16 protein-coding genes are annotated in these 24,504 nt (G+C 63.4%); 5 read left to right on the top strand and 11 right to left on the bottom strand.

Features of this window, described 5'->3' with window-relative positions:
- Positions 1–52 precede the first annotated feature (52 nt).
- The 3 genes from EYS42_RS12970 to EYS42_RS12960 are packed head-to-tail and all read left to right on the top strand — an operon-like array spanning position 53 to position 4,474.
- Positions 53–1,633, top strand: a complete 1,581-nt coding sequence (locus tag EYS42_RS12970; protein WP_130968613.1) for a PAS domain-containing protein — start codon at positions 53–55, stop codon at positions 1,631–1,633.
- On the top strand, positions 1,630–3,708 hold the full coding sequence (locus EYS42_RS12965; RefSeq protein ID WP_130968612.1) for a PAS domain-containing protein: 2,079 nt from the start codon (positions 1,630–1,632) through the stop codon (positions 3,706–3,708). The genes EYS42_RS12970 and EYS42_RS12965 overlap by 4 nt, the downstream gene beginning before the upstream one ends.
- A 55-nt stretch (positions 3,709–3,763) precedes the next feature.
- Positions 3,764–4,474 carry an NAD(P)H-dependent oxidoreductase gene (locus tag EYS42_RS12960; protein WP_130968611.1) on the top strand — a complete coding sequence of 237 codons (711 nt, stop codon included), beginning with the start codon at positions 3,764–3,766 and terminating at the stop codon, positions 4,472–4,474.
- Here the strand turns inward: EYS42_RS12960 and EYS42_RS12955 are convergent.
- The 5 genes from EYS42_RS12955 to EYS42_RS12935 all read right to left on the bottom strand — a co-directional run bounded on the left by EYS42_RS12955 (position 4,424) and on the right by EYS42_RS12935 (position 10,778).
- Complete coding sequence (locus EYS42_RS12955) at positions 4,424–6,268, bottom strand: ATP-binding protein (RefSeq protein WP_130968610.1); 1,845 nt, start codon at positions 6,266–6,268, stop codon at positions 4,424–4,426. The two genes, EYS42_RS12960 and EYS42_RS12955, sit on opposite strands and share 51 nt — an antisense overlap.
- A gap of 191 nt (positions 6,269–6,459) precedes the next feature.
- Positions 6,460–7,362 carry a metal-dependent hydrolase gene (locus tag EYS42_RS12950; protein ID WP_130968609.1) on the bottom strand — a complete coding sequence of 301 codons (903 nt, stop codon included), beginning with the start codon at positions 7,360–7,362 and terminating at the stop codon, positions 6,460–6,462.
- A 12-nt stretch (positions 7,363–7,374) separates the two neighbouring features.
- Positions 7,375–8,328 (bottom strand): alpha/beta fold hydrolase, encoded by a 954-nt coding sequence (locus tag EYS42_RS12945; protein ID WP_130968608.1) that lies wholly within the window; start codon positions 8,326–8,328, stop codon positions 7,375–7,377.
- A 181-nt stretch (positions 8,329–8,509) separates the two neighbouring features.
- Complete coding sequence (locus EYS42_RS12940; protein ID WP_130968607.1) at positions 8,510–9,628, bottom strand: fatty acid desaturase family protein; 1,119 nt, start codon at positions 9,626–9,628, stop codon at positions 8,510–8,512.
- Between the two features lie 25 nt (positions 9,629–9,653).
- Positions 9,654–10,778, bottom strand: a complete 1,125-nt coding sequence (locus EYS42_RS12935; RefSeq protein ID WP_130968606.1) for a ferredoxin reductase — start codon at positions 10,776–10,778, stop codon at positions 9,654–9,656.
- 153 nt (positions 10,779–10,931) lie between these two features.
- Between EYS42_RS12935 and fabR the strand changes: the two genes are divergently transcribed.
- Positions 10,932–11,630 (top strand): HTH-type transcriptional repressor FabR, encoded by a 699-nt coding sequence (gene fabR / locus EYS42_RS12930; RefSeq protein WP_130968605.1) that lies wholly within the window; start codon positions 10,932–10,934, stop codon positions 11,628–11,630.
- On the opposite strand, the gene putA is transcribed toward fabR, so the two are convergent.
- From putA to EYS42_RS17330, 4 genes are all read right to left on the bottom strand, one after another.
- Positions 11,631–15,323: a bifunctional proline dehydrogenase/L-glutamate gamma-semialdehyde dehydrogenase PutA gene (gene putA, locus EYS42_RS12925; protein WP_130968604.1), complete on the bottom strand. Its 3,693-nt coding sequence runs from the start codon at positions 15,321–15,323 to the stop codon at positions 11,631–11,633.
- 598 nt (positions 15,324–15,921) lie between these two features.
- Positions 15,922–17,925, bottom strand: a complete 2,004-nt coding sequence (locus EYS42_RS12920; RefSeq protein ID WP_130968603.1) for a UvrD-helicase domain-containing protein — start codon at positions 17,923–17,925, stop codon at positions 15,922–15,924.
- 5 nt (positions 17,926–17,930) lie between these two features.
- Positions 17,931–19,952, bottom strand: coding sequence for an ATP-dependent nuclease (locus EYS42_RS12915; RefSeq protein WP_130968602.1), 2,022 nt, complete (start codon positions 19,950–19,952; stop codon positions 17,931–17,933).
- Positions 19,953–20,254: 302 nt separating this feature from the next.
- Positions 20,255–20,458 (bottom strand): hypothetical protein, encoded by a 204-nt coding sequence (locus tag EYS42_RS17330; protein WP_245503648.1) that lies wholly within the window; start codon positions 20,456–20,458, stop codon positions 20,255–20,257.
- A gap of 571 nt (positions 20,459–21,029) precedes the next feature.
- Between EYS42_RS17330 and yaaA the strand changes: the two genes are divergently transcribed.
- On the top strand, positions 21,030–22,760 hold the full coding sequence (gene yaaA / locus EYS42_RS12905; protein WP_165456770.1) for a peroxide stress protein YaaA: 1,731 nt from the start codon (positions 21,030–21,032) through the stop codon (positions 22,758–22,760).
- Here the strand turns inward: yaaA and EYS42_RS12900 are convergent.
- On the bottom strand, positions 22,728–23,996 hold the full coding sequence (locus EYS42_RS12900; RefSeq protein WP_130968600.1) for a TnsD family Tn7-like transposition protein: 1,269 nt from the start codon (positions 23,994–23,996) through the stop codon (positions 22,728–22,730). The genes yaaA and EYS42_RS12900 overlap by 33 nt on opposite strands.
- A 154-nt stretch (positions 23,997–24,150) precedes the next feature.
- Positions 24,151–24,453 (bottom strand): helix-turn-helix domain-containing protein, encoded by a 303-nt coding sequence (locus tag EYS42_RS12895; protein ID WP_130968599.1) that lies wholly within the window; start codon positions 24,451–24,453, stop codon positions 24,151–24,153.
- Between the last annotated feature and the right edge of the window lie 51 nt (positions 24,454–24,504).

Below are 24,504 nucleotides of genomic sequence, written 5' to 3'. Positions count from 1 at the left end.
TGCGGCCTACAGTCGGCGAGACGTGGACACCTTGCCCCCAGGAGCGCCTGCCGTGAATCGGACCGTGCTGTCGTGGTTATTGCCGCTGGCCGTGCTGGTCGGCCTGGCCAGCCACGACCTGCCGGCGCACCGGGACACCGTGGAGCTGCTGCTGGTGATGGCCGTGATCGCTGCCGGCACACCAGCCGCCTACGTGGCCGTGATGCAGGCCCTGCGCACCCACAAGGAATCGCGTCAGCGCGCGGTGCGACGTGCATTCGACCGCATGTTGCAGGCCGACGAGAAAGCTCGCCGCGACGCGCATCTTTTGCTGCAACGCGAACCTTCGGGGCTCCCGCACCGCCTTCAGGCGATGCAAGGCGGCGGCCTGGGCCATTGGGATCTCGACGTGGACCGGCATTGCTTGACCGTGCACTCGCCCTTCCAGCAAGCGCCCCTGCTGCTGCAGGGCACCGGGCAGCAGCCCGCGAGCCTGTGGCTGCAGGTGTTGCACCCTGATGAAAGTGCAGCCCTGACGCGCACCCTGACGGCGGTGATACAGGGCGACCTCACACGGATGGAGTTCGAGCACCGCCTGCCCCTGCCACAAGGGGGCTGGGGCTGGGTCTTGTCGCGCAGCACCCTGATCGACTGGGATGAAAGCGGGCGCGTGCGCCGTGTGGTCGGAGCCTTCCTGGACGTGACCGACCAGCGTCGCCTGCGCCTGAACCTAGAGCGAGAAAAAGCACTGTTCGACGCGGGCGACGTGCTGCTGTTCAAGTACGCCCTGACCGGCGATCGGCAGATCCTGGCCATGAGCGGCAATGCGGCACGCATCCTCCGGCAGAAAAGCCCCTCATGGAGCGGGGTGGGCCTGACCACCGACGCCATGGCCCACCCTGAAGACCTGCCCCGCCTTCGGGAACAAGTGCGTGCGACGATCGAACGCCAGGAGCACGAGTTCCAGATGTCCGTGCGCATGAAAACGGGGGATGGCATGTGGCGGTGGTTTTCTCTGCATGGCGTGATTGCACGACAAGACGATCGCCCTGTGCTGCACGGCTACATGCTGGACATCCACGAGCAACTGCAGATGCTGACCGTTCAGGAGCAGGAGAACCTGCACCTCGAATGGTTGGTCGAGCGACTGGAGAAAGCCCGTGGCACCGCCTTGACCTTGCAACGTGTGACCGACCTGCTGAACTCGGCACGCAACGAGACCGAGGCGGCTGTGATCGTGCAGCAAGCCGCTGAAGCCTTGCTGCCAGGCTGGCACGGCGCCTTGAGCATCGGCCGAGACGGGCGCCTGTACGTGCTGGGACGGTGGGGCTGCCCGCCGGCGATGCTGGAGCCCTTTCACTTGCGGGACTGCTGGTCATTGCGCCGCAACAAATCCCATACCTACCAATGTGGCGGCTGTGATGCGCTGTGCCTGCACCTGACCGTCGACGAAGACCCGATACCCGCCAGCATCTGCGTGCCCTTGAGCACCACCGGGGATGCGATCGGAGCCATTCACCTGTTTGCGCCACATGAGATGCTGCCGCAGGAGCTCAGAGAAGCCGAGGAGCTCGCCGGCCGGCTGGCCGAGGGCGTGAAGTCAGCTCTGGCCAGCCTGCGCCTGCGCGACGAAATGGCGGAGCCCAGCGCATGACCGCATATCAATGGCCCATGGGGATCCTGTGGCTGACGATGGTGCTGATGTGCGGCATGGCGTGGCGCTTGTGCCAGGTTTCACGACGTGACTGGTGGACCACCGCCTGGATGCCTCTGCTGACCTGCGGCATCTGGTGTCAGGGCGTGATCGCCACGGCCGCGCTGGGCCCCTTGCGACAGCAGGTGTCCACCTTGGGGCTGGTGAGCTCGTTCGGCATCACGTTGATGGGACTGGCCCTGGTGATGTCGATGCGCCAGAGCCGTCACCCGATCTGGCCCATGGCCCTGGGCTACAGCCTGAGCTGGCAAGGCCCGATGGTGGCCTTGCTGTTCGACTGTACTCAGGCACAACTGCCGCCATCCGTCGTGCTGGCTTCACTCTGCCTGGGCACCGTGATGGGCGTGGGCCTGCACCCCGCCAAAAACGGGCATCGGCTGTCGATGAGGCACTGGCTGCTGCTGTCGGTGCTGCAACCGGCGATGCTGGCCAGCTTGCTTGAATGGCACGGGTTGCCCGACGCCGTACTGGGCATGGCCAGCCTCTTCAGGCTGAGCACAGAAGCTGCGGCCTGGCGCAGCTGGTACGTGACCGCGCCCGCCTTGAGCGTGCTGTTGATTTACAGCGGCATGCGGCGCGCCCAGAGGGTGTGGGCCCTGCGTGCAGGCCAGCAACAGCCATTTCCGGTCGAAGATCTCCATGCATTGACCCAAAAACACCTGCAGGCGATGCGGCAAGAGCGGGCCTCGCAAGAGTGCCTGAGTGATGCGGTGATGCGTGTGGCCCAGGTGCAGTTCTGGCAATTCGACATGCGCACGGAGACCTTGAACTTCCAGCAGGCCCTGATGGACGACAATGGGGTCAGCTACATGGAAGACCGCATCCCCATGTCGCAGTGGATGGCACAACATGTGCACCCGCAAGATGGTCCCAAGGTGCGCAAGCGCATGCAGGAGCAGATGATCGACGGCCAGCCCATGGACGTGACCTGCCGCATCAAGCGCAACCCGGAGCACGACGACTGGCGGTGGATGCGCTGCAAGGGCATGATTGTGCAGCGCAATCGCGTGGGGCGCCCACAGTTGCTGTCGGGCACGCTGACCGATGTGCACGCGCTGGAAGAGGCCAAGCTGGCCCGCATGGCAGATGCCGCCGTGTTCTCGGCCGGCCCGGTGGTGATGCTGCGCTGGACACTGGACACCGACACCGCCGAGATCAACAGGCTGGAGTTCGTCTCTGCCAACGTGCAGGGTTTGTGGGGGCATCCCCACGAGTTGCTGGTGCAGCCGACAACCACACCGACCTACCTGGACATGCATGCCCTGGCAAACCTGAACCGGGCGCTGCACCACGCCTTGCACAGCGGCCAGTCACAACTGAAGATGAACATCGAGATCACCTTCTCGGACGGCAGGAAGGTTTGGCACCAGCTGGACGGACGTCTCGAGGTCGAGGCCGATGGCACTCACCTCGATGCGTTCCTGCTGAACGTGGACGGCTTCCTGCGCGCTCGGCAAGCGGCCACCACACAGCAGGCGGAGTTGCAACAGTTGCTGTCCCGGCTGGATGCCACCCGCAAGGAAGGCGCCATCGTGCAGGAGACCAGCGAGATGCTCAATGCCTGCAACTCGATGCAGGAGGCCGGCACCATCCTGACCCACGCTCTGGCGCGCCTGCTGCCACAGTGGGGCGGCTGGCTCACGGCCAAACACCCGGGCACCGAACTGATGGACCGTGTGACCCACTGGGGTCTGCCGGAAGAGCCTCCACACGACCTGGGCATGAACCAGTGCTGGGCCCTGCGCCGCGGCAAGATGCACTGCTGCAGTCGTCCAGGCCTGGACCTGGCCTGCAAGCACAACGCGGAGCGGTGGGCCCAACGGGTGCCTTCGTTGTGCCTGCCCATGATCGCCAATGGGCGCACCATCGGCTCGCTGCACCTGGTGGCACATGCCTACATGGGCGAAGAACAGGTGCTGCAGGATGCCAGCCTGGCCCAGCGGCTTGCAGACGCGTGCAAGCTGGCCATCTACAACCTGATGCTGCAGGACGAGCTGGGGCAGATGGCGACCTGAGTGGCCATCTGCCCCACAATGGCGGGCTGTCTGCGTTCCCTCGAAAGCCATCGCCATGAACCTGCTGATCGTCCACGCGCACCACGAGCCCCAGTCGTTCGTGACCAGCATGAAAGACCTGACCGTTCGCCACTTCGAGGCCGCGGGCTGGAGCGTGCAGGTCTCCGACCTGTACGCGATGGACTTCAACCCGGTGGCGAGCCCGGCCGATTTCGGTGCGCGCCAAAACCCCGACTACCTGACCTACGCGCTGGAGCAGCGCCACAACTGGAACGGCAAGACCCTGGCCCCCGACATCGTGGCCGAGGTCGAGAAGGTGCAGTGGGCCGACCTGATCATCTTCAGCTTCCCGGTGTACTGGTACAGCCTGCCGGCCATCCTGAAGGGCTGGGTGGACCGCGTGTTCATTTCGGGGGTGTGCTACGGCGGCACCCGCATCTATGACAAGGGTGGCCTCAAGGGCAAGCGCGCCATGCTGGCCACCTCGCTGGGCGGGCAGACGCACATGTTCGGGCCCGGGGCCATCCATGGCGAACTCGACACCCTGCTCAAGCCCATCCACCAGGGCATGCTGGGCTATGTGGGCCTGACAGTGCTGCCACCGTTCGTGGCCTACCACGTGCCTTACCTGAAGGCGCCCGAGCGCGAGGCCATCATGGCGCAGTACCAGGCACACCTGAACCAGATCGACAGCCTGCAGCCGCTGCGCATGCCCTCACTGGCCGACTACGACGCCACGATGCACCCGCTCAAGCCCGTGGGCTGACAGAGTGGCGGCCAGATCCTCCAGGTCGAAGGGCTTGCCCAGGTAGGCGTCCATGCCGGCGGATCTTCCTTTGGTCTCGAATGTTTCGGAGCCATTGGCGGTCAGGGCCACCACAGGGCATCGAGGGATGCCCCGCGCCTGCTCCATCACACGCCAGCGGCGCGTGGTCTCGAAGCCGTCGATGCCGGGCATCTCGCAGTCCATCAGGATGATGTCCGGCGTGCCGTGCTGCAGCCATTGCAAGGCGGCTTCTCCATCGTCCACCATCGTGACCTGGGTGCCCAACTGATCCAGCATCACCTGGGCCACCAGGGCGTTGACCGGGTTGTCCTCCACCAGCAGCACGCACAACCCCTTGAGTGCGTCGCGAGAAGCACCCACCGGCCATTGGGTGTTCACGCGCTCGGCCTCAGGGCGACGCACCCTGGGCAGCGGCCATTGCGCCACGAACACCGAGCCCTGCCCGACCACGCTGGTGCAGGTGATGTCGCCGCCCATGGCGCGGCACAGGTCGCGCGAAATGGTCAGGCCCAGGCCGGTGCCGCCATGGCGGCGCTCGTAGGTGCCCTGGGCCTGGTGGAAGGGCTCGAAGATGCGGGGCAGCTCCTGCGCGGCGATGCCCTCGCCCGTGTCTGAGATGGCCACACGCAGGTGTCCGGTGTCGTCGTCGCGCGCGGCCAGCAGGCGCACGCCACCATGGGCTGTGAACTTGATGGCATTGCCCAGCAGGTTCAGCAGCACCTGGCGCAGGCGCATGGCATCACCCTCCACCCATTCGTCCGGCGTGACACGGATCTGCACCTCCAGGCTCAGGCCCTTTTCCAGGGCCGAGGCGCGCACCATGTCGGCCGCTTCCTGAAGCACAGGCTGGAGCGCAAACGGCTGGCTGTGGATGGGCAGGCTGCCCGCTTCGCTGCGCGAGAAATCGAGCACGTCGTTGATCACCTGCATCAGGTGCTGGCCCGAGCGCTGCACCACCGAAAGGCGCCGCTGCACATGGGCATCAGGCACTTCGTGGCGCAGCAGGTTGACCATGCCCAGCATGCCGTGCAGCGGGGTGCGCATCTCGTGGCTCATGGTGGCCACAAACCGACTGCGCGCCTCGCTCAGCAAGCGGGCCTGGTCGAGCGCCTCGGCCTTGGCCTCGTTGGCCATGTCGCTTTCGATGCGAAGCCGCATCAATTCGGTGATGCGGCGGTTGTTGTCGCGGGATGCCAGACTGAGCATGACCGCCAGGCCTGTGACAGCAGCGGCGCAGAACCAGCCCAGGTCGTCCTGCCTGCCCGAGGCGTACACGGCATTGGGCAGGCACATGGGCCACACAAAAGCCAGAGAGATCGGCAGGTCGATGCTCATGATCAGGCCACCGATGCAGGCCACGGCACAGAGCACCGAGATCGTCACGACCGACACTTCGAGGTCGAACAAGGGCGTCAGGCCCCAGCCCATGTAACCCCAGGCCACCCCATCGCACAGCGCCATGAGTTCATGCAGGCGACGGTGTCGCCAGGGGATGAAGCCCCCTGTGCGCAGCACATGGCGGGCATGGATCGCGCGGGCCACCATGATGAGCAGGCGAATCAGGCACCAGGCCATCAAGGGGCCATGAGGCAGGCGCGGCCACAGGATGAACGTGACGCCCAGCGTGATGCAGATGCTGGCCAGCATGCCCAGTGGCAGGGTGTCGAAGGCTGCGCGCTTGGCGCTCTGGCGCACCCGGTCATGCAAGGTGAAGCCGGCGCTGAGGTCAGCGTCGGTCACCTGCATCCACTGGCTCCAAGAGTAGGCTCGCATGTCACATCCCGGTCGATGCGTTCAGTGTGTCGTGACCGCGCGGGCAGAGCGATTCGGTCAGACACGCAAAACGCACGGCCGTGCGCCCAATTTCACGCGGCAGCACCCCCTTGTTTCAGGGGCCGGGGCCTGGCACAGCCTGGGGTTTGCCAGATGTGCGGCAGGCCTGGAGAAACGCGCCGGGGCTGTGCTCAGCGCTGGAAGCTGCCGCCATGCTGGGCGGCCGATGCGGCAGGCGAACGGGCCAGGTAGGCCAGGGCCTTGGCCGTGTCGCCCTCTCCACCCGGGTGGAACCAGGGCGAGAAGTAGCGCGCAGCAGCCGCCATCACGCTGATCAGGTTGGGCAGGCGCCCTGCCCTGGCGCTGCGCCACCAGCCGCGCACCAGCCCCGGGTCGGCCGGGCGAAGCGGATCGGCCTTCATCAGGAACCGGTTGCCCTGCAGGATCAGCGTCAGCAGGATCACCATGACCAGCAGCATGTGCACCACACGCTCGACATAGGTGCCGCCCATGTGGCGGAACAGGTCGTGGGCCACGGTGCGGTGCTCGACCTCCTCGGCGCCGTGCCAGCGCAGCAGATCGAGCATGGTGGGATCGGGCTGGGCCTCGTCCAGGCCCTGGGCGTCCAGCACCCACTGGCCCAGGTAGCCGAAGAAGTGTTCCAGCGCCGCGATGATGCCCAGCTGCTGGCGCATCCAGAAACGCGTGTGCCCGATCTTCAGCCCGAACGGGGTTTCGCCCAGCCAGGTGCCGAACAGGCGCTCGATGCGGGCCGTGAAAGGACGCGCGTCCATGCCGTGGGCCTGGTAGTAGTGGTTCAGCACGCCTTCGTGCGAGCGGGCATGGATGGCCTCCTGGCGCATGAAGCCCTTGGCATCGGCATGCACCTGGGGATCGGTCACGTGCGGCAGCACCTTGTTGTACACGCGACAGAACCAGAGCTCACCCGCAGGGAACAGCAGGTGCAGCACGTTGATGGTGTGCGTGGCGAAGGGGTCACCCGGCAGCCAGTGCAAGGGCGTGTGCTGCCAGTCGAACTTCACATGGCGTGGCGCCAGCACAGGGCGTTCGGCGCGGGGGTGGGGAGCGGTCATGGCAAGGTGTGTTCAGGAAACGCGCGCTGCGCGCAGGGCCGCGGCTTCCGGCGCGCCATCGATGTGGTCGATGAACTCGGCCACCAGGGCACTGAAGCGCTCGGGGTGCTGCAGGGTCAGCCAGTGCCCCCCGGCCAGCTCGCGACGCCAGAGCTGCGGCACCCAGCGGCGCAGGTCGGCACTGAGCGCAGGGCTGACGTAGTGATCGCCCGTGGGCACCAGCACCTGCACGGGCGCATGGGCCACGCGCTCGCGCGGCTTCCACAGCGCCGGGATGAAGTTGGCGCGGTACAGGCCCACGCCGTTGGCGCCGTCGCGCACCTGGGTGGCGCGTGGCTCGGCCTGCACGCCCTCCAGCCAGCCCAGCACGCGGTGCCAGTGGCGGCCCAGCCAGGTCTTCCAGGTCAACTCGGGCAGCAGCGGCAGGTGGAAAAAGTAGATGTACCAGGACTTCAGCAGCTGGTGCAGGGCCTGGCCCAGGTGGGCCGGAGTGGGCTTGCGCAGGCGGTCGCGGAACCAGTGGCCCACATGGTCGAGGCAGGGCCCGGACATCGAGGTGTACGAGGCGATGCGCCCTTGCAAAGCCGGTTCGGTGGCGAACTCCCAGGCCTGGATCGACCCCCAGTCGTGCGCCACCAGGTGCACCGGGCGGTGCGGGCTGACCGCGTCGATCACGGCCTTGAAATCGGCGCACAGGCGGGCCAAGGCATAGGCCCGAGCGCCGCCTTTCGGCGTGAACGACGCACCGGCCCCCCGCACGTCGTAAGCCACCACATGGAAGCGCTGCGACAGGCAGGCCGCCACGCCTTCCCACTTGGTGGCGTTGTCGGGGTAGCCATGCACCAGCACCAGCGTGGGCAGGGCTGGATCACCCCAGGCCCGCACGGCCAGCAGGCCCTCGGGGCCTTGCACGCGGAACTGGCGGCAGGTGGTGGAATCGGTGGCGACAGAAGAAGAATCGGCCATGGAGGCACCCTCAAAGCGAACAGCGCCGCGATGATGGGTGCGCCATGGCCGCTGCGCGGGCATCGCACGCGACAGGCACGGGCGTGCCTGCGACTTTGTCGAAAATGCGACCGAATCAGCCCCGTCAGGCAACCGACAGTCTGCCCATGCACATGGGCGGGTAGGCGATTCGGTGCGGGGTTCAGCGGGCCTGGGTCAGTGCTGGCGCCACCGGCGCGGGCGTGCTGGGGAAGCTGTGGCGAAGGATGCGCCACACCACCTGGCCGAACTGCCTGACCATCGAGCCGGTGTTGTAGTGGATGCCATAACGCTGGCAGATGTCGCGCACCACCGGGGCCATCTCGGCGTAACGGTTGGCGGGCACGTCAGGGAACAGGTGGTGCTCGATCTGGTGGCTCAGGTTGCCCGTGAAGATGTGCAGGGCGCGGCTGCCGCTGAGGTTGGACGAGCCCAGGATCTGGCGCAGGTACCACTGCGCGCGGGTCTCGTTCTTGACCACGCTCTTGGGGAAGGTCTGCACGTTCGTGGTGAAGTGCCCGCAGAAGATGACGGTGTAGGTCCAGAGGTTGCGCAGGCCGTTGGCGATCAGGTTGCCCAGGGCCACCTGTGCAGCCACGGGCCAGGCCAGCAGCGGAAAGACGATGTAGTCCTTGATGAGCTGGCGGCGCGACTTGCGCAGCACCGGCGCGGCCTCGCGGGCCAGCTGGCGCCAGGTGATGCGGCCGATGAACACACGGCCGATGCGCAGGTCCTGCACGGCCACGCCCCACTGGAACAGCAGCGCGAAGATCACGGCATACAGCGGCTGGAACAGGGCAGCCGGGTGCCACTTCTGCTCGGGGAACAGGCGCAGCACGTCGTAGCCGATGTCGTCGTCCATGCCGTGCACGTTGGTGTAGGTGTGGTGCTTGAAGTTGTGGGTCTTGCGCCAGTTATCGCTGGTGCCCACGATGTCCCACTCGAAGGTTTTGCCCTGGTAGTGCGGGTCGCCCATCCAGTCGAACTGGCCGTGCATCACGTTGTGGCCCAGCTCCATGTTGTCCAGGATCTTCGACGCCCCCAGCACCAGCACGCCCACCGCCCAGGTGGCCCACACCCAGCCCTCGGGCATGAACAGGCCGGCCATCAGCAGGCCACGGCCCACCACCTCGGTGATGCGCACGGCGGCGTGGATGCGGCGGATGTAGCGGGCGTCGCGCTCACCCAGGGTGGCCACGGTGCGGTCACGCAGGGCGTCGATCTCGGCACCGAACTGCTGCAGGGCGTCGGCGCTCAGGTGGGGCATGGCGGGAGCGGTCATGGGCGGTGTCTCGGGGTACGGCGGATCAAAGGTCGAGCGTGAGGTCGGTGCAGGCGCGGCTCACGCACAGGCGCACAGGCTGCGTGGCCTCTTGCGTGAGCTCGCCCGTCAGGCTGTCTTGCGTGCGGCCTTCGACGCGGGGGCAGCTGCAGGTGTGGCAAATGCCCATGCGACAGCCCGACGGCGGGGTCAGGCCCTGGGCTTCCAGGGCGGCCAGCAGGGTCTGATCGGTGCGCACGGCCAGGGTGCGGCCACTGCGCTGCAGGTGCACCTGCACAGTGGTGGCTTCGGCCTTCTCGGTGGGCGCCACCACAGGCGGCGGCGTGAAGCCTTCGGCCACGAAGCGCTGGGCCACCGGCTCGGTCAGTTCACGGGCCGTGGCCACGAAGCCCCCGGGGCCGCAGGCATGCACCTGGCGCTCGACCAGGTCGGGCACCAGGGCGTTGAGTTGCTCGGCGCTGATCAGGCCACCCACCTCGCCAGGATGCAGCACGGGCTGCTCGGTCACGATGGGCTGCCAGCGGAAATTCGGGTGGCGCGCCGCCAGGGCCTTGAGCTCAGGCACGAAGCACAGCTCTTCGCGTTGGCGCACCCAGTACAGCAGCTGCAGGTTCACCGGCATCTGGCGGGCGGCCAGCGCTCGGGTCAGGCCGATCAGGGGCGTGATGCCCGAACCGGCCGCCAGGAACAGCCAGCGACCGTGCACGCTGCGCGGCAGCACCATGTCGCCAAAGGCGGGCCCCAGGCCCAGCACGTCACCCACGCGGGTGTGCTGGACCAGGTGGGTGCTCAGCAGCCCACCGGGCATGCGCTTGATGGTGAACGACAGGCGGCCGTCAGGGCGGGGAATGCCGGTCAGGCTGTAGCTGCGCGTCACGCGCCGGCCCTGCACCTCGGCCGTCAGGTTCATGTGCTGCCCGGGCTGGAACGGGCCCACATGGCGGTTGGGCGCCAGCACCAGAGTGACGGTGTCCGGCGCTTCTTCGATGCGCTCGACCACCCGGGCCAGCGGCTGGGCCCACGACCACACCGGGTTCAGGCGCTGCGCCCAGAAGTCGAACACCATGGGGTCGACCACGGGAGCCAGGAGGCGCTGCCAGCCCGGCTGGGCGGACGGCAGGTCGGCAGAACGCAGGGTGGCAGCAGACATGGGCAGGCAAAACTCCGGCTCGGGCCAGCCCCACTTTGGCACTGGCAACGCATCGCAGTATAGCCATTAATGCACAGCTGTCTATAAATACGTCCTGCATTGTGGTTGGTATGATCGGACGTCAGGGTACGCCACCCTGCCGACCGCCCTCCGATGCCCTCTGCCACCCTGCCCCCCAACGATCTGGCCGATTCACTGGCCGACTTCGCCGTGCGTCCCCGGCCCACGGTGGGGCGCAAGGCCGTGATCTCGCGCGAGGACATCGTCGAAGCCGCCCTGCGCCTGCTGGGCCCGCATCGCAGCATCTCGACCCTGAGCCTGCGCGAGGTGGCGCGTGAAGCGGGCATTGCGCCCAACAGCTTCTACCGGCAGTTCCGTGACATGGACGAACTGGCCGTGGCCCTGATCGAGCGCGCAGGCGCCTCGCTGCGGGCCATCATTGGCGAGGCCCGCCAGCGCGCGCAGGAAGAAAGCAGCGTGGTGCGGGCGTCCATCGAGGCCTTCATGGAAAAGCTGCGCAGCGATGACCGCCTGCTGCACCTGCTGCTGCGCGAGGGCTCGGCCGGCTCGGAAGGTTTTCGCCGCGCGGTCGATCGCCAGCTGAGCTTTTTCGAAGACGAGCTGCGGCAAGATCTGGAGCGCCTGGCCCAGGCCAATGGCACCGGCCTGTACGAACCCGCCCTGACGGCCCGCGCCATCACGCGGCTGGTGTTTGCGCTGGCCTCACGTGCCACCGAGCAGCCCCCGGAAGCGCTGGCTCAGACCACGGAAGACGTGATCGTGATGGTGCGCATGATCGTGACCGGCACCCAGGCCATGGGCCGCATGAGCGAGCGGCAGGTTCGGCGCTGATCAGGCCAGGGCCATCAAGGCCGCATTGCCGCCCGCTGCGGCCGTGTTGATGCTGGTGCTCACCTCATGCACCAGCCGCTCCAGTGGCAGGCTGCGCTGCCCAGGCAGGGCATGCACCACGCTCACGATGGGGCCCGACGTGGCGGCCAGCACCTTTTGCACCTGCACCAGGGCCTGCACATCGCCATGCAGCAGCACACGCTGCACACCCAGGGCCGCCACGGCCTGCGGGTCGGGCCAGGCCGCCGTGAGCTGCACGCATTCGCGTTCGGCCTCGGGCAGTTGCAGCCACACCGAGCGCCAGCGTTCGGGCCACAAGGCCTGGCCACCCAGCGCCCGCACCGCCCGCCATTGCACCTGCAGGTCGGCCTCGGTGTCGGCCAGGCACAGCACCCGCGCCACGGGGTGCAGGCTGTAGGTGTTGGCCTCGCCTGTGGGGCCAGGCAAAGGCATGTCGTGGGCCATGTGCACCGCGGTGCATGTGTGCCCGGCGTCATCGGTCTGAGGCACCAGCCACGGGGCCAGGGCCGCATCGGGCCGCTGACTGAGCAGGCGCAACAGGTACAGCGGCCCTCCGGCCTTGGGGCCGGTGCCCGACAGGCCTTCGCCGCCAAAAGGCTGCACGCCCACGACCGCGCCCACCATGTTGCGGTTCACATACTGGTTGCCCGCCAGCCCGGCGGCGCGCACGTGGTCGATGGTTTCACCAATGCGCGAATGCACGCCCAGGGTGAGGCCGTAGCCGGTGGCCTTGATCTGCGCCAGCAGCGCAGGCAGTTCGGCCCGGTGGTAGCGCAGCACGTGCAGCACGGGGCCGAACACCTCGTGCGCCAACACTTCAAGCGACGGGATCTCGACCACCGTGGGGGGCATGAAGTGGAGCATGCGCCCGGGGCCTGCCTCGGGCCTGGGCGCAGGCCACTGCCGCACAGGCCAGCCCTGCGCCCGCATGCGCTGCACATGGGCCTGCAGGCGCGCCAGGGCCTCGGCGTCGATCACAGGCCCCATGTCGGTGGCCAGCTCAGCCGAATCGCCCACACGCCATTCGGCCAAGGCGCCGTGCAGCATGTGCAGCACGGTGTCGGCCACCTCGTGCTGCAGGCACAGCACCCGCAGCGCCGAGCAGCGCTGACCGGCGCTGTCGAAGGCCGAGGTCAGCACGTCCTGCACCACCTGCTCGGGCAGCGCCGATGAATCGACCACCATGGCGTTCTGCCCGCCGGTTTCGGCCACCAGGGGCACGGCGTGGCCCGTGGGCCCCACCCGGCCCACCAGCGCGCGCTGCAACAGGCGGGCCACTTCGGTCGAGCCGGTGAACAACACGCCCATCACGCGCGGGTCGGCCACCAGGGCTGCGCCCACGGCACCGTCACCTGGCAGCAGCTGCAGCACATCCAAGGGCACCCCGGCGGCATGCAGGTGCTGCACGGCCCGCTGGGCCACCCGCGGGGTCTGCTCGGCGGGCTTGGCCAGCACGGTGTTGCCAGCGGCCAGTGCGGCCGACACCTGCCCCATGAAAATGGCCAGCGGGAAGTTCCAGGGGCTGATGCAGGCCATCGCTCCCCAGGGGCGGTGGCCACGGCCCCATGGCGCAACACGGGCCGAGGCGGAGGGCTCCGGCTCGCGCGGGTCTCGCGGGTCTCGCGGGTCTCGCGGATCGATCTGCGCGGCATGAAAGCGCAGGAAATCGACCGCCTCGCGCCATTCGGCCAGGGCATTGGGCCAGGTCTTGCCAGCCTCGTGCACCAGCAGGTGCAGCAGGGCCGGGCGGTCGGCCAACAGACGGTCGGCCGCGGCCCGCAAGACGCGGGCACGCTGGGTGGCCGGCACCGCGGCCCAGACGGGCACCGCCTGCACGGCTGCGCCCACGGCCTGCGCCACCGCCGCAGGCCCTTCACTGGCAGCGATGGCCAGGGGGCTGCGCAGCACGGTGTCCAGCTCGGGGGCCACTTGCTGCACGGCGTGCTGCAGGGCCTGCAGGCTGGGCTCGTGGGCCCAGTCGATGCCCGGTGAATTGCTGCGCACGGGGCCGTACAGGGCCTCAGGCAACACAATGGCCGGATGCGGCAGGCCCGCCTGGCCCTCTTCAGACGCCCAGGCCTGCACCTGGGCCAGGGGGTCACGCACCAGGGCCTCCAGGGGCTGCGTGGTGTCCGCCAGCTGGTGCACGAACGAGGTGTTGGCCCCGTTTTCCAGCAGGCGTCGCACCAGGTAGGCCAACAAGGTCTCGTGGGTGCCCACGGGCGCGTAGATGCGGCAGCGGCGATGCGGCATGGCAGTGTCGCCCGGCTCGCCCCTGCCAGGCTCGCCCAGCGTGTTGCTGACCACCGCGTCGTACAGGGCCTCGCCCATGCCGTGCAGGCACTGGAACTCGTACTGCTGCGGGTGGTAGGGCCCCGGCCCGGCCATGGCCACGATGGCCGCCACCGTGTGCGCGTTGTGCGTGGCGAACTGCGGGAACACCTGCTCGGGTGCGGCCAACAGGCGGCGGGCGCACACCAGGTAGGCCAGGTCGGTGTGGGCCTTGCGCGTGTACACAGGGTAATCGGCCTGGCCCTCCTGCTGCGCGCGCTTGATCTCGCTGTCCCAGTAGGCGCCCTTGACCAGGCGCACCATCAGGCGTCGGCCACTGCGTCGGGCCAGGTCGATCAGGTGATTCACCACATGAGGCGCACGCTTCTGGTAGGCCTGCACCACAAAGCCCAGACCGGGCCAGCCCTGCAACGAGGGCTCGAAGCAGAGCTGCTCGAGCAGGTCGAGCGACAAGGTCAGGCGCTCGCTTTCTTCGGCGTCGATGTTCAGGCCAATGCCCTGGGCGCAGGCCTGCTGGCACAACTGCAGCAGGCGCGGGTACAGCTCGGCCATGACACGGGCCTGCTGGCTGCGGCTGTAGCGCGGGTGCACGGCCGAGAGCTTGATGGAAATGCCCGGGCCATCGAACACGCCACGCCCGGCACTGGCCGCGCCGATGGCCTCGATGGCCTGGGCGTAGGCCTGCAGGTAACGCTGAGCGTCGGCCTCGGTCAGGGCGGCCTCGCCCAGCATGTCAAAGGAGTGTCGATACCCCCGGGCCTGCTGGGCCTGGCTGCGCTGCAGCGCTTCGGCGATGGTCTGCCCGGCCACGAACTGCTGGCCCATCAGGCGCATGGCCTGGTCCACCCCATGGCGCACCAGGGGCTCACCGCCACGGGCCAGCAAGCGCCCCAGACTGGCCAGCAGCCCCTGCTCGCTGTGCGTGGCCACCAGCTTGCCCGTGAGCAGCAGCCCCCAGGTGGCTGCGTTCACGAACAGCGAGGGGCTGTGCCCCAGGTGGTTGTGCCAGTGGCCGGGCGCGATCTTGTCGCGGATCAGGGCGTCACGCGTGGCGGCATCGGGAATGCGCAGCAAGGCCTCGGCCAGGCACATCAGGGCCACGCCTTCTTGCGACGACAGGCTGTACTCCTGCAGCAGGCTTTGCACCAGGCCGGCACGCCCCAGCCCGCTGGCGGCCTGAGCGGCACGGGCCTGCGCCGCCAGCTGCAAGGCCAGGGCCTGGGTGGCGTGGGTGTGTGCGGGGGCCTGCAGCGCTTCGGCCAGCAGGGCCTGCACCGCCTGGGGCTCGGGCAGGCGTGCGGCCTGGTCGATGGCCTGCCGCAGGGGCAGGTGGCCATGGGGAGAGGCGGCAAAGAACCCGGAAGGCGAGCAAGCTTGCATGGCGAACACACAACCAGACACTGCCACATGGCAGCCCGCACACCGCCGGAGATGGGCGGTGCCCATGAGCATCATTGTGGACCCCCTTGTACCCGTGTCAAGGCACAAAGGCCGGACACCTGGGTTAACCTTGAGGGTTGCTGCTAACAAAGTCTCAAAACTGCGCCCTAGAGCAACGCGACGCGGCCTCCCCAATTTGCACCTTGCAAAGTTTCAAAAACGGACCATCGGAAAACCATCGGCAAGCCATACTTTGCCTGCAATGTTTCAAAACGCATTGATTTCATTCAACTTTCTGACCGCAAAAAGCTGAGCGTTTTGCCCTTGCTGAAATCCCCATTGATATGTGGTTTCTGCTCCGAATTTGGCGACTTCCACACTGTTCACCTGTTGCCCACTTTCAAACATGCGGGACAGGCCCCGTGTTGGGTCGAGTTGACCAGCCGATCCGACATCATGACCAGGCACTTTCGACCAATACCTGTCGGCGGCGAACGACGGCTCCCCTGTCGTTCAGTTGTGCTGCTGGGCGAGAACCTACCGTTCCAACAAGTGGCCGCTCGCTGCTTGGAGGTAATTGTCACGAGTGGGCAGCAGGTCAATCAGCATTGCAGTCCACGAGCTGCCATCCTTGGGTCTGCAACTGCTTGAGTTCTGCCGCGATGAAGGCATCACGCCTCATAGCCAGGCAGAGCAGATGCGAGGGCCGAGTCATGGCTACGTAGTGCAACTTGAGCCGTCCGAGCAAGCGAGAACTCTCCAGCTCAGGCTTGCCCTTCGCCTTCTTCTTCATCCCGCCGGCCCGTTCGCCCAGAATCCATGGCTTTAGCTTACTCAGGTGATGCTCGTAGTAATAGCTGTCCAAGACCAGGGTCGCCGTATGGGTCTCGCCTTTGACTGAGTGAATCGACCCCAGACGGATGTGGACCTTCGGCATTTCTGGGGGATGGCTGTAGAAGTTCAGGATGGTTTGCGATGAGCTGGCTTCGGCGGGTGAGCTTTGCAACGCTTCGGGTCCGGTCAAAAAGTCGATAGCAACCTGTGGGAACTTGGTTGCCTGAGCTAGATGTGCCCCGATCTCCGTGACTTGCGGCAATGCCGATTGCCACTCCGCTGCGTCGAACTGTCCTCGCAATGTGATCGTCTTGTCCAGCAGGGAACGGTAGGTCCCCTCCGCGGAGCTACCTTCCAGTGCATCAAGAACGATCCTATGTGCGGACTTCCTTCCACCGAGCCATGCCGGCGTTGCTCCGGCAAGCTCTGCAAACCTCAGCAGGGCAGATGCCAACGCGTTGACGATGCCCTGCGCGTTGCTTGTCTCCAGCGCATCGCGAGAAGACTTGGAGAGGTACTGGCCGAATGTTCGTGGCGTGGACTCCTTCTTAGCGCTTACAGGGTCGTACGTCGGCGCGTAATGCCCCATCGCCCGAGGAATCGAGAGCGCGGCCTTGTCGTCCAACTCGTGAACACCCGCAACCGCCGTGAAGACCCCGGCCGACAATTCCTGGGGGTCGAACATCGAAATCAGGTGATTTCCATAGTGACGCAGGACGTTCAGCACAGATTCGTCGTCGAAAAGGAATAGGACTGGCGGCAGTGCCTCACGCGAAATCCTGCTTCGAGTAGGGCCCGATCCTTTCAGCTCCTGCGGGACGATTCCTAGGCCTTTCGCGACGTTGGCGATTCCTTGCGGGAATCGGTGGCTGCGAGGCAGGTTGTGAGGCGCTCCTGACGGAAAACCATCAGTCGTTGCCCCATCGGCACCGTTATGAGCGTAGATCGCTTGGTTGGAGTCGCCAAACCGTTGCCGAATGGACGGAGCGTCTCCCTCGAGGAAGATGCGATGAAGGATGTTCGACTGGAGCTCGCTGTTGTCCTGAGCTTCGTCGATGAAGACGAGAGGGAACCGCCTGCGAAGGTTCGCGGCAACCTCAGGGTATTGGTCGAGAAGTTCGTTGGCCCAAACGAACATCTCATCGAAGCAGAAATAGCCTTCCTGACTGCCTTCACGAGAAGCTGCCTCCAAGGCGTGGCAGAGCGGCGTATCACGGGCGAGCTTGCCCTTGTTTTCCCCAGAGTAGTCAGACTTGTCGTACTGCAAGGCGTATCGGTCGAGTCCGCGCTGTTCCAGCGCGAATCGCCAGTTATTCGCCAGCTTCGAGAAGCGTCGTTTCAATGCAATGTCTGTGTCGATCAACCGGACTGGATTGCCCTTGGAGCGTAGCCACGGAGTGGCCAGGAACTCGTTGACAAAGCCATGGATCGTGCCGATGAAATGCGGATATCGAACGAGAGACGAGCCGGAGGCAGCAACGCTAACCCGATGGTCAATCTCGTCGCGCGCTGCATTCGTGTGTGACAGGACGCAGATGCCGCTCTGGCGGTATGGCCAGCGTGAAGCGAGGATAGCTAGCTTTGCGACTAGCAGCGTCGTCTTGCCACTGCCAGGACAGGCCTCAAAATCGCAGGTCTGAAGGTTCTTGATCGCCTTGAGCCGGCTATCGTCTCCGTCAATCGCGGCGAAGCCGTTGGGTCCAAGGCCCATCAGCTCCGACGCCCAAGCGATCTCTCTGTCTTCGATGGGAGGGATGGAGAAGGTCATGCCTGCTACTCTGGTGCGGTCGTGGAGGGACCGGCCGCTGTCGGTGTGACGGGAATGGGAGCGGTGACGTAGGCAATTGCTTCGAGGACGTAAGACGGCAACTTTGAACGTAGCTCGTCCACGCCCATGCTTCCGGATTCGATCGCGTGCTCGAGGAGCTCGGCAAGATACTGCGCGCCGATAGCCTTGGAGGCCCCCTCCGTTTCGAAGAGTGCGTAGACGTGCGAAGCTTTCGCCTCCAACTCGAGAGCCCCCAGCCCCAGGAACTCTGCCCCACGCGCCTCGATGGCGTCCTTCTTCGTGACCTTGCCGGCCTGAATATCTTCGTCGGCCAATGCGAGGACGGCAGCCTGCCAGACCTCTTGCGACAGACCGGAATGTGCCAGGTCGTATTCGAGCGTCCATTCGCCGGCGACAAAGGTGCGCACATTTTGGCCCGATGCCTTATCGATACGCGTCTGACGGCGCTCCCTCAACTCTGCTGCTGTAAATTCGCTCTTGACACGCCATTGGCGCTTTGAAGGAGGGCGCGTTGGAATGTCCTCACCCGCCTTAATCTTGCCGACTATTACAGGCGCGCAGTTGGGCATTACGTCAAGGTCGGTGACGCAAGCGACCGGCGTCGAGATCTGACCGTCTGACGCTGGATCAGCTCGCATGAAAATCCGCGCGTAGCGCCCGAGACCTACACCGCCAACGTTGATTACAGAGACCCCGTACTCAGAGAAGTCCCTTTTGAGTAGCCTTGCGAGCACGGGCATCAGGATGTTCTCCGCGTCGCCCTCGACAATCATTACGCCGCGAGCAAAGAACAGGTTCGACTTCGTGGAGTCCAAAAATCGCTCGAGGAAGCTGTAATCCGAGTTGTCGAGCTTGGTCATCCCCTTCCGCAGCGGAAACCCGCGACCACCCTCGACGAGGACGATGTTGTCGAGGTGCAGATCTGACGCGATGCTCGGGCTGTGGGTGGTGACTATGATTTGTATCTGCTGACCATCCGTGCGAACCTTCGCTGCCTGGTCCTGCAGGAACGCCATGAGGCGCAGTTGGCGCTGGGGATGAAGGTGGGCTTCGGGCTCTTCAATCAGGAGCAAGGGAAACCCGTCGCTCTCTGCAGCCAAGAGGAGCAGCTCGCAAGCCATGAACAGAAGGTTGTTCGAGCCGAGACCGCGCGTGTGTGCGCTGTCGTCACCAGCGGAGGCCGCAAGCGTCAAGTCGAGCTTTTCAAGCAACTGTCGCAGTCGAACGGTCTCGTCCCTGCTGCCTGAAACCTCGATTCGGGCGCGTAGCAGATCTTTAGCGAAGGACAGCGGCTTGAGATACTCGTCATTAAGTTTGTCCCCTGCCTTCTTGATGCCTTGGCTCTCCCTGAAAAGGTGATTTGCAAAGTCGCCCAAGCCAAGCACACTTAACGTTTTCGGGTCAGGGGTTGGCACCGTTCTGTGGTCGAAGGCCACCCCTGTCTCTTTGATCTCCTTGGTGTGCTGAAGGATCTGAGACAGACGGGAGCCGCGGCCTGCGCTCATGGCGCGTTCGGCGTCGCGCAGCGGCCGAAGGTAGGTTGCAGTCAAAAGAGACCGCGCTCCAAAATCGAGCAGTGGCCCGTCGGCCTTGGCTCCAGTGCGCCATTCGGGCGAGGCCGCGCGGCGAGAGGCGCCTGCCGCCAAACGCTTGGCTGACCAAGTCAGAACCAATGAAACATTCTTTGCGCCATCGATCTCCTCGAATGTGAGGAATTCAGCGAAGGCACTTCGATCGGTGTTCGTCAAGCCTCGGAAAACGAGCTTGATGGTCATTTGGTCGGCGGGCGTGCCACCTGACGAACGGTGAAAGTCTGCCTCATCGACGCGCAGTTGCTCTTGATCGCGCGTACCCAGGACATATCGCAGAGCGTCTACGACCGCTGTCTTTCCGGCATCGTTCTCGCCCACGAGAGCAGTCAGCCCAGGCGTGAGCGTCAACTTGAACGCTTGATCTCCCACCCCGAACGAGCGGAAGTTCTCGATGAAAAGCTCTGCGATGTACACGTGACTCCCCCTGAATTCTCTTATGACTATGCGCTGTGACACGAACGCTCGGGGGGCGGCAAAACCAACCCGACCTCTTCGCTCCAGTCGGCGATGACGATGCTCGACAGTAGAAGTATCCTAGAGCGAAAATGGCGCTTGCAGAGGCATCGAGCCAGCAAGTGATGTATGGTGTTTGCAGTGAAAAGTGCCTATGCATTGGTGTGCGGATCCGGGAGCTTGCTGGCTCTGTGGGAGCTTTGCCAAACATTTCCCATTCAAGCTGAAACGGATGCCGGCGGCGATACCCGACAGGTAGACCTTCAGCCCTTCGTCGAGACGGAACACCGCAGCCTCCCGAGTGCTTCGATCGCCAAGCCGACGTGCTGAGCGTCGATGCCTGCCTGCTCGATGGCCACGCCGTTGGGCAGCCGGGCCTGCAACTGCACCACGGCCGACGCCGTCTCCTGAGTCGGCACCACCGCAGACGCCATCGGAACGGCGACGAACGTCGCCTGCGTGCTCACCGCACGACTGGTGTCCCCGCGCGGCCGGCGAACTTGCCGATGCTCTCGCAGCCGGCGACAGACCTGGTTGGCGCTAACCCCGCACTCACGCGCCAGGAGCGACACCGACGCGCCGGGCTGCATGCACAGCGCGACCACTGCTCGCCGTAAACGCTGCGCCCATCTGCCTTGTGCCCCACAACCAACCTGCGCCTGAGATCCTACAAATCCTCGTTCATCGCGACGCCCCCACGTCCATCTACGTGGGAACGTAGGCTGTCAGAGCACAGCCGTGCTGAAAAGGGTGGGGTTCAATGACCGCTTACAAACGATGACCCGGTACAACCCAGACATGTTTAACCAGCGCCAATGAACCGATTGGGCGACCGCGACAAGTTGAAGTTGGGTGCATTGATGCTGCTGCAGCGCTAGATCAGCAACAGGACAGCAAATTTTATCGCACAGCGGCGCGGCAATGGGTGTGTTAACGCTATCGTCGCCAATCTCCGCAGTCAGTGGCATTGCGGGCAATGTTTCACATGCCAACACCGCCGCATCGGCGTGATCAAGCTTTCATCAGGAGATGCCCAGGATGTCCCCGGCTACGAAAAGACAAAGGATCGCGATTGACGAAGACTCTTGGGTTAATCAACTTACTCCGTCCGCCCAAAGCGTGATCCTGTTTGTTCATGGGACCTTCGGAGACGCAAAAGAGACATGGAGGGGCACCTCAGAAGCATTGCTAACTAATCCTGGCTTGAGTTCTTTTGACACTGCCTCGTTTGGCTACTCCTCCAAAGTTTTCGAGCGCAACACCCCTGACACATTTACAGAAAAGTTGCGCCTATGGATTAACACTCACCTATCGTCATATACAGACATTTACATCATTGCGCACAGTATGGGTGGACTGCTTGTTCGCGGCTCGATTTGCGCGATGCTCAATGACGCAGGTGAAAACAAGACAGTCAAGAAAATTCGCTTGTGCTTTCTTGTGGCTAGCCCTGTAACGGGCTCTAAGGTTGCCACCTTCCTAACAAAGATAGGGCTCTCCAAGATCCATAAAAGACTCGATTACTTAGACAATCCAAAGTTCAACGGGAAGCCGTTAGGAAAAGCGTATGCGGCGGCAGTAAAAAGGTACTGCGACAATGGCGGCGACACAATTGATGCCCCCCACTTTCACATTTTCACGGCCGAACGAGACATATTCGTTGGAAAGCCCAAAAAAAGCTTCTACACCAAGTTCGATCACGATGAAGGAGTTCTTCCTGGCACTCATGGCTCCGTAAAGCTCGAACTAGATATCAACTCGACCCTAATAACAAGGGTCGCGCAACTAGTGCTGGATTCAATTGGCACTAGCCGAAGACTTCAAAAGTCAAGAATCAATGCAATTCAAGAATCTACGCGAGAGCGCGAGGAAGCCGCGCTTGCATCGCCCGGATGCGGCGCTGCCTTGGCCGGAGGGACCGGAGAGACTGTTGACATCTTGCTAATATCATGCAGCAACACAAAATCTGATGCGTCGGGACACCATTTCGACGGGAATGCATCCCTCTTGAGCCAACTCGATGACCCCGATATTCGTCAGCTCATTTTTGCCACTCGAAATAGAATGTTAACCAGCATTCAAGGCGGGTTAGTCGATGGAATCGAGTTTTCCGAAGGAAATCGAGGCTCCAGGCCTATTAATAAGGAACTGATATTTGGGCCAGACTTTGGCGGCCGAATCAACGAGAGCAAGTTCCTTCCAGCTTATCTTCGGTATAAGGGCCGCTGCTATCAAGCAACCCCTGACGAGTGGGCGAAATTTCTGCAACAACCCAAGAGACCCGTCGTTTTGATCATGTCTGGTCTATATGGCCTCTTGCTTGCCACAGACTCAATCCAGAACTACGACGCTCATTTGACCGATGTCAATTTGGAAGCAGGAGTAAGCATTCAGACATATTGGAAAGATCGCGAACTTATGACGGAGATATTACTATCTCACATCAAGTGGTTGGAGAAAAACGTTGGACCTGTCGGGCGAGTGGTGGACGCACTTTCGGAGTTGTCATACCAAGAGACGATCAACTGGTCCCTTATTCGCCACCGCTGGCCTGTTTTTCATCGTGTTTTCGAAAAAAGAGCAGGAAGAGATGCGCTTGCAAATCTTGGCGTTTGGGTGCGGGATGTACTACGAGACCCCAACCTATTAAAAAGCATTGAATACGATCAATTCTACGAGAACAAATCATTCCTGGATGAGGATCGCATTGCCTTCGAGCGCTTAATTGGCGAAACATCACTCAAGGTGATGCGGCAAATTAAAAACTGATGAATGCCCATCCTTCCGAGTTTTTCTTATGGTAGAGCGTGGGTAGTTTTCATCCAACCAGGCACGATCGTTCTTCAGTAACCAAAGATACACACCCCAGATTTTCTTGGCCAGTTGCGCTCGCGGCACGTTCTGCTTTCGCGCACTGTCCGCGATCTGCCTGAAGTAACTGCGCTTCAAATCATTACTCCAAGTTCTAGGAAATGGAGTCATCCTCAGGTGTGGATATACGTATGCAACCGCACCACCCGCCCTAAATAATAGCTCTTGAGTGATAGCGCGTGAGGCCAACTTGCTTCGCGTAACATCCACTAATTTTTGGCCTTGAGCAAAGGCACGCAGTGCAGCCACGGGATAACCGACTGGAGAGATGCGCTGGAGCAATTCAAAAAGGGTTTGCTGCTCTAAGGTAAGTGTCTCAGCCCCCTGTAATAGTCCCAACTGATCGGATAGCGCATGCGGCCCCTCTGCGTCAATACCAACGACGTCTCTACAATAGGCAATAATCGCAACAACCAAAGGGCGAGGTACTCCGTAGAGGTGCCCACACTTAATTGCCTTTATCAGCAATCGAGAATGAATTTCACATTCGAGGCTCACGGCCAGTTCAGAACAATTGAGCGCGCCCCAAGCGTTGAGCAACCCAAGAACAATACGCTCATCAGAGCCCAAAAGGTGGCGAGCTTGGGAAAGCAATAGTTTTCGACTCCTTGGACGCAAATCAGTAGATAAGCCATCCAAAGCCGAACCGATCAACGAAACATAATTCTGCTGAGACTGTAACTCTGCTGTTGAAGTTGGTGCTCTCCTCGTCCCTCCACAATTTGCGCACGCATCTGAAGGCAATGTCGACATTTGCGGCCCACCGATCCCCGCGCCGCAATCTGCACATTGATCCATCAGTGGCGCGTCGTGTACCTGACAACGACCAACACCTACTATCTGGTGAAGAGTCATCCAATGTCCGACGCCATAGATCAGTTGCTGCGCTCGAACACACTCCACACAATGCTTGAAAGTGCGAGATGTGAGCACCGAACCTTTACCCCCACCGATTACTGGCCGGAAAGCATCTCGATCGCCCTGTTCAATCCGTTGCCAGATTTGCGCCTCCTGCTCCTGCTCTCGAAAGGCCGTCGTCAACGGCAAAATTCCGTGGTGGCGTCTGATTTGATTTGCCGACACATGCCCAGCAAATGCCAACTTGGATAAGTTATCCGCATTGACTGTATACATGTCGTTCGAGATCGTCCGAACGCCAAAGTACCGCCCTGGCGCTTGCTTAAGTGAAATCGCTGGGGCGGTCCGAATGAGCGCCGTCAGCAATGACTGGACAGTCGCGCCTTGGGGAACTGCAGGGATCACAACAGCCCCGCCAACAGACGTTGCATCATGTGCGCACCACCTTCCGCTTGCGCCGTCCGCCGAGTTCTGAGCTCACCAACTCATCGGCCGCTAATGCATCCTCCAACTCAGTGACGAACACGTGCAGAGGAACACCTAGGCCCTGCAGCCACGCTCTTAACTCGAGCAAATCGAGTCGACGTGCACCGCGTTCAACTTTGCTGATGTCACTTTGGCTAAGTCCTATCCGATCAGAGAGCACCTCTTGGGTAACGCCCACGCTCAATCTGGCCTGCCTGAGCAACGCCAGCATGGTCTGAAGTTGATTGGAATGAAGCGACTTCTGCATCGGGTACCTGAAGAACCCGAAGCATCAATTCGAAGTTAGACTATTCGAAAT

The organism is Aquabacterium lacunae (genome assembly GCF_004310865.1).
In the GTDB taxonomy this organism is placed as follows: Bacteria; Pseudomonadota; Gammaproteobacteria; order Burkholderiales; family Burkholderiaceae_C; genus Aquabacterium; species Aquabacterium lacunae.
Note: the sequence above shows the minus strand (reverse complement) of the source record. Positions and strands in the feature narration are given on the sequence as shown.

Coding starts and splice junctions, on each gene's coding strand:
- EYS42_RS12920 (WP_130968603.1), bottom strand. CDS start 17,925: ATGACCTTCTCCATCCCTCCCATCGAAGACAGAGAGATCGCTTGGGCG.
- EYS42_RS12945 (WP_130968608.1), bottom strand. CDS start 8,328: ATGGCCGATTCTTCTTCTGTCGCCACCGATTCCACCACCTGCCGCCAG.
- putA (WP_130968604.1), bottom strand. CDS start 15,323: ATGCAAGCTTGCTCGCCTTCCGGGTTCTTTGCCGCCTCTCCCCATGGC.
- fabR (WP_130968605.1), top strand. CDS start 10,932: ATGCCCTCTGCCACCCTGCCCCCCAACGATCTGGCCGATTCACTGGCC.
- EYS42_RS12950 (WP_130968609.1), bottom strand. CDS start 7,362: ATGACCGCTCCCCACCCCCGCGCCGAACGCCCTGTGCTGGCGCCACGC.
- EYS42_RS12900 (WP_130968600.1), bottom strand. CDS start 23,996: ATGTATACAGTCAATGCGGATAACTTATCCAAGTTGGCATTTGCTGGG.
- EYS42_RS12895 (WP_130968599.1), bottom strand. CDS start 24,453: ATGCAGAAGTCGCTTCATTCCAATCAACTTCAGACCATGCTGGCGTTG.
- EYS42_RS12940 (WP_130968607.1), bottom strand. CDS start 9,628: ATGACCGCTCCCGCCATGCCCCACCTGAGCGCCGACGCCCTGCAGCAG.
- EYS42_RS12955 (WP_130968610.1), bottom strand. CDS start 6,268: ATGCGAGCCTACTCTTGGAGCCAGTGGATGCAGGTGACCGACGCTGAC.
- yaaA (WP_165456770.1), top strand. CDS start 21,030: ATGTCCCCGGCTACGAAAAGACAAAGGATCGCGATTGACGAAGACTCT.
- EYS42_RS12965 (WP_130968612.1), top strand. CDS start 1,630: ATGACCGCATATCAATGGCCCATGGGGATCCTGTGGCTGACGATGGTG.
- EYS42_RS12935 (WP_130968606.1), bottom strand. CDS start 10,778: ATGTCTGCTGCCACCCTGCGTTCTGCCGACCTGCCGTCCGCCCAGCCG.
- EYS42_RS12960 (WP_130968611.1), top strand. CDS start 3,764: ATGAACCTGCTGATCGTCCACGCGCACCACGAGCCCCAGTCGTTCGTG.